Genomic DNA, 5,460 nt, shown 5'->3' with positions numbered 1-5,460 from the left:
ACAAGCCCTGAACAAGCTCTGAACAAGACCTGATCCAACCGGACTTACCCAACCGCCTGACTCACCCGACCGCATCAGAGAGGCAAGGAAACCCCGACATGAGCAACCCGTTCGAGAACCCCGACGGCGTCTACTCCGTCCTCGTCAACGACGAGGGCCAGCACAGCCTTTGGCCCGACTTCGTGGACGTACCGGCGGGCTGGACGGTCGCGTTCGGACCGGCCGCGCGGCAGGAATGCCTCGACCACATCGAGGCCAACTGGACGGACATGAGGCCGAAGAGCCTGGTCGAGGTCGACGGGGCCTGAGCACACGAAAGGGGGGCGGGTCCGAACTACCTCGGACCCGCCCCCCTTTCACGTTCCGTGGGTCAGGACGCCGGCTGCTCCACCCTCGTCGACGTCTTGCCGTCCACCGCCGCCGCGAGCTGCGGCACCATGCGGTCCAGGACGTAGGGGATGCTCAACACCGTGGACAGGGACACCGCGTTGCCGTAGTCGCTGGTCTCCTTGACGAAGACCTCGCGGCCCTGCTTCACCACGTTCAGATCGCCGTAGATCTTGTCGCTGTGCAGCTTGGTGACGGCCGTGGTGGTGTCCGGCACGATCCACACGGCGACCTTCTGGTCGAGGAGGTCGTAGCGTTCCTTGCTGATGTTGGCGCCGAACGTGTCACCGATGACCTTGTCGAGGTCCTGCGGCAGCGTGAAACCCAGGTCGGAGAGGAGGCGGGAGCGCGGGTCCTGGCTGCCGTAGACGAAGACGCCCTCGTACGGGGTGGCCATGACGGCCGTCGCGCCGGCGAAGGCGGGGTTGGCCTTCTTGGCGGCGGCGAACTTGGCCTCGACGCCCGACACCAGGGTCTTGGCCTCGTCGGCCTTGCCGAGTGCCTTGCCGATCTCCTCGGTCTGCTGCTGCCACGGCACGCCGTAGTCGTTGTACTGCTTGGGCTGCGCGACGACCGGCGCGAACTGCGACAGGCTCTGGTACTGCGCCTTGGTCAGACCCGAGTACACGGCGAGGATCAGATCCGGCTTCAGGGCGGCGATCTTCTCCACCTGCGGGCCGGTGCCGGTGTCCTTGAGGACAGTCGGCGCCGCCGCGCTGCCCAACTTGTCCTTCGCCCAAGGGCCGATGGCGCCCTTGTAGCCGCCGAGCCACTCGGTCGTGCCGACCGGCACCGTGCCCAGGGCGAGAACCGCGTCCTGGTCGGTGAGACCGACGGTGACGATCCGCTTGGGCTCGGACTTGATCGTCGTACTGCCGAACTTGTGGGCGATCGTCACGGGGAACGCGTCCGCGGAGGCCTTCGCCTCCGACCCCGACGTGTTCGAACCGGACGATGTGGAGCCGGAGTTGGTGGAACCGCAGCCGACCGCCGTGACGGCCAGCAGGACTACGGAGGCGAGCAGGCCGGACAGCCGGGAAGCTCTGGTGGCGCGGGGCATCGGATGATCCTTCTGTTCGTCGCGGTGGGTTCGGCGGGGGGTGACAGGTCTTGAGCGCGGGGGGGCTAGTGGGTGTCGGGGGTGGTCTCGGCTGAGCGGCTGTCGGACCAGGCGTGCCACAAGGTGGCGTACTGCCCCTGGGCGGTGAGGAGTTCGTCGTGCGTGCCGTTCTCCACGACCCGGCCGTCGCTCAGGACGATCACCCGGTCCGCGGAGGCGGCCTGACTGAGCCGGTGCGCCACGACCAGTGCGGTACGGCCGCGCAGCGCCTGCTCGGCGGCCTCGTCGAGTTGCCGCGCACCCGAACTGCCCGCCTCCGCCGTCGCTTCGTCGAGGACGACAACGGGTGGGTCCGCCAACAGGAGCCGGGCGAGGGCGAGTTGCTGCGCACGGTCGGCGGTCAGCCGATGACCACCGTCACCGACGACGGTGTCCAGCCCCTCCGGCAACGCCTCGACCCAGCCGAGCGCGCCCACCGTGTCGAGCGCCTCCCGGAGTTCCTCGGTGTGCGCGTCCGGGCGGGCCAGCCGCAGATCCTCGGCGAGCGGCCCGGCGAAGACGTGCACCTCCTGCGTGACGAGTCCGACCAGGTGACCTGCCTCGTCCGGTTCGGCGCCGCCGACGTCGATCCGGCCCGACTGCGGGCGGTGCAACCCCGCGACCAGCTTGGCCAGGGTCGTCTTGCCCGCACCGGTCGTACCGACCAGCGCGACCCGCTCCTTGGGCCGTATCTCCAGGTCGACGTCGTGCAGCACCGGGCGGCCGGGCACATACGCGTGGGAGACGCCGGTCAGCGTCACGGACGGGGGTCCGGCGGCGGTCGTACGGTCGTCCGCGCGGTCGACGACCTTGGGCGCGGGCTCGTCCACGACCCCGACGAGCCGTGCCAGCCCGGCTGTTGCCGACTGCGCGTCGTCCAGCAGCACCAGCGCGGTGTTGACCGGACCGAAGAGACTGGCGAAGTACAGCGCTGCCGCGGTGGCCGTACCGACCGACGCGGTACCGTCGCGCACCAGCAGGAACCCGGTGACCAGGACCGCGGACAACCCCAGATACTCGGCGATGTGCAGCCGGCTGTAGAAGCGCAGCATCAACTGCACGCCGCTCATGGTCAGTTCGACCGCCGAGCGCGAGCGTTCGGTGACCCGCCGGGTGTGGCCCTTCTGCAGCCGGTACGCCCGGACGGTCCGCGCCCCGCCGATGGTGTCCAGCAGCTGCTGCTGCTGTGTCCCGGTGGCGATGCGCTCCTTGGCGTACAGGGGAACGGCGTTGCGCACATACCAGCGGGCGGTGTGCGCCTGCACCGGCACGGCGATGAGTGCCGCGATGAGGAACCGCCAGTCCAGCAGGGCGAGCGCGCCCAGCGTCAGCACGATCGACAGCGCGGACCGCGCCAGTTCGGGCAGCGCCCCGCGCACGGCGTCGGCGACCCGCGAAACGTCGCGCGTGACACGGGCGTTGAGGTCACCGGAGCCCGCTTTCTCCACCCGGTCCAGGGGGAGTGACAGGGCCCGCTCGACGAACAGTTCGCGCAGCCGCGCGAGCGCGGTCTCGCCGAGCCGTGACACGAGGGACATGCCGAGCGCGGTCGTCACGCCCTGGACCACAGCGACTCCGGCCAGCGCGACCACCGGGAAGGTGAGCGCGTCGGGGGAGCGGTGCTCGGTGACGATGTCGACGATGTGACCCAGCAGAGGCTGGGTGAGCAGTCCGACGGCGGTAGCGAGCACCAGCAGCCCGAACCCGGCGAGGGCCAACCCCCGCTGTGGGCGCAGGAGTTCGCGCACTGCGGCGCGGGTGCGGGCGGGGGTGGCGGTGGGGAGGAGGGTGCGGTCGGGCTCGGGGTCGGACTGGTCGGGGTTCGACGGGTCGGCGGGCGTCCGCTCCACACGCGGACGCCCGGCGTCGACGGGCTCGGTTTCCGTCCGCTCGGCACACGGACGCCCGGCGTCGGCCAGCTCAGCGTCGACCGGCTCGGCTTGCGTCAGCCCGGCACCCACCTGCCCGGCACCCACCTGCTCGGTGTCCACCCGCCCGGTGTCCACCCGCTCCGCGTCCATCCCTCGCGCGTCCACCCGCCCCGCTCCCGTCCCCTCGGCTCCCGTCGTCATGCCAGCACCGCCGTCCGGTAGGTCGCGTCGGTTCGTACGAGGTCCGCGTGGGTGCCCTCGGCGCCGACGCGGCCGGCGTCGAGGAGGATCACGTGATCGGTGACGGCGAGCAGGGCGGGGCTGTTGGTCACCACGATCGTGGTGCGGCCCTGCCGGAACTCGCGCAGGCCGTCGGCGATACGGGCCTCGGTCACCGTGTCGACGGCGGTGGTCGGATCGTGCACGACCAGGACGGGCGGCTCGGCACGCAACGCCCTTGCCAGCAGGACGCGTTGGCGCTGGCCGCCGGACAGAGACCGCCCACCCTCACCGACGCCGGTCGCGGTGCCGTGCGGCAGGGAGTCGGCGACTTCATCGGCACGGGCGGCGGCCATGGCGCGCTCGGTGAGCAGATCGGCCTCTCCGCCGCGAGAGCCGTCTTCCGGCGTCACGTTGGCCGCCAACGAGCCCTCGAACAGCGCCGCGTCGTGCGCGGCGACCAGCACAACGGCCCGAAGTCCCGCCGGGTCAAGCCGAGTCAGGGGCACGCCGTCCAGCTCGACAGAGCCCGACTCCGGGTCGGTCTCACGCCCGAGGCACCGCAACAGCGCCTCCGCTCCGGCCGGGTCCGTCACCGCGATGCCGGTCAACTGCCCGGCGGGCAGGTCGAGATCGACACCGTCGAGCCCACCGAGCCGTACGCCACGCAGCCGCAGTTCTCCGCGAACGGGTTCGGCGACCGCGTCGTCGCCGTCCACGACGGCGGGCCCGGTGGCCAGTACCTCGGCGACGCGCGCGGCCGAGGCACGGCCCTGTGCCAACTCGGCGTTGACCCAGGCGAACGTCTCCAACGGCCCCAGCAGGAACAGCGCGAGCCCCACCGCGGACACCAACTGCCCGAGAGTCATCGACCCGTTGAGCGCCAGCCGGCCGCCCACGAGAGCGATCAGCGCGATGAATCCGCCGGTGAGCGCGAGCACCAGCCCGGTCTGCCAGGACTCGGCACGCGCCGAACGCAGCGTGGCGGCAAGGGAGATACGACTCGTCCGGCGATACCGCTCGACGGCGGCGTCCTGCGCGCCGAGGCCCTTCAGCACCCGCAGCCCGGCCACCAGATCGGCGGCCACGCCCGACGCGTGAGCGGCCTTGTCCTGCTCGGCCTCGCTGCGCCGCTCCAACGGCTTGCTCAGCAGATGCCCCAGCCAGAGCAGAACGGGCGTACCCAGCAGCACGATCAGCCCGAGCGTCACGGACGTCAGCAGCAGCGCCACGGCGCTCACGGCGACACCCGAGAAGGCCCAAATCCCCGCCATCAGCGCCATGTTGACCGCGCCGACCCGCTTGGCGTCCTCGGTGGCGACGTTGGCCAGCTCCCCGGGGAGTCGTCCCTCCTCGGCACCGCCACGGGCGTCGAGCACTCGCCCCACGATCGCCAACCGCAGTGTGTGCGCGGCCTCTTCGGCGCTGCGCTCACCGGCTTTGGCGCCCAACCGGAAACTCCAGGACAGCGTCACGTACATGACGGCCAGTACGCCGAGCCAGAGCGCCAGACGTCCGGCGTTCTGCCCGGCGACGGCCTGGTCGATGACGACACCGATGAGCACCGGCACCAGGGCTTCCCCCAGTTGGTGCACGCTTCCGAGCGCCGAGCCGAGCGCGACACGCCGTGTCTGTCCCTTGACCGAGCGCGTCAGGACATCCCGCCCCGACAGTTCCCCTGCTCCCACCAGCCACCCTCCGGAAACCGGCCAACTTAGGCAAGGCTACTCTAAGTGAATCTCGGGCGGTCGACGCCCTTTCGGTCCTCCCGGCACGTAACGGAGCGATTCCGATGCGGTCGTCAGAGCCGCTGTGAGGCCGCTGTCAGGCCGCCGTCATGCAGTTGCCCAGGTCGGTGTCAGAGCCGCTGTCCGACCGGTCGCA

At 71.0% G+C, this 5,460-nt stretch carries 4 protein-coding genes; 1 reads left to right on the top strand and 3 read right to left on the bottom strand.

Annotated features, from left to right (window positions below; translation table 11 throughout):
- The first annotated feature begins 98 nt into the window (after positions 1-98).
- Complete coding sequence (locus OG407_RS10390; protein WP_405857132.1) at positions 99-308, top strand: MbtH family protein; 210 nt, start codon at positions 99-101, stop codon at positions 306-308.
- A gap of 62 nt (positions 309-370) precedes the next feature.
- Here the strand turns inward: OG407_RS10390 and OG407_RS10385 are convergent, their stop codons facing one another.
- From OG407_RS10385 to OG407_RS10375, 3 genes are all read right to left on the bottom strand, one after another.
- On the bottom strand, positions 371-1,447 hold the full coding sequence (locus OG407_RS10385) for an iron-siderophore ABC transporter substrate-binding protein (protein ID WP_405857130.1): 1,077 nt from the start codon (positions 1,445-1,447) through the stop codon (positions 371-373).
- A 65-nt stretch (positions 1,448-1,512) separates the two neighbouring features.
- Positions 1,513-3,558: an ABC transporter ATP-binding protein gene (locus OG407_RS10380; RefSeq protein ID WP_405857128.1), complete on the bottom strand. Its 2,046-nt coding sequence runs from the start codon at positions 3,556-3,558 to the stop codon at positions 1,513-1,515.
- The gene (locus OG407_RS10375; RefSeq protein ID WP_405857126.1) at positions 3,555-5,264 is read right to left on the bottom strand and encodes an ABC transporter ATP-binding protein; all 1,710 of its coding nucleotides are present in this window, start codon (positions 5,262-5,264) and stop codon (positions 3,555-3,557) included. The genes OG407_RS10380 and OG407_RS10375 overlap by 4 nt, the downstream gene beginning before the upstream one ends.
- Positions 5,265-5,460 lie beyond the last annotated feature (196 nt).

It is taken from the genome of Streptomyces sp. NBC_01515 (assembly GCF_045040345.1).
In the GTDB taxonomy this organism is placed as follows: Bacteria; Actinomycetota; Actinomycetes; order Streptomycetales; family Streptomycetaceae; genus Streptomyces.
This window is presented reverse-complemented; position numbering and strand designations above follow the sequence as displayed.

Excerpts from the sequence above, each read along its gene's own strand:
- OG407_RS10390 (WP_405857132.1), top strand. The coding sequence starts at position 99 with ATGAGCAACCCGTTCGAGAACCCCGACGGCGTCTACTCCGTCCTCGTC.
- OG407_RS10385 (WP_405857130.1), bottom strand. The coding sequence starts at position 1,447 with ATGCCCCGCGCCACCAGAGCTTCCCGGCTGTCCGGCCTGCTCGCCTCC.
- OG407_RS10380 (WP_405857128.1), bottom strand. The coding sequence starts at position 3,558 with ATGACGACGGGAGCCGAGGGGACGGGAGCGGGGCGGGTGGACGCGCGA.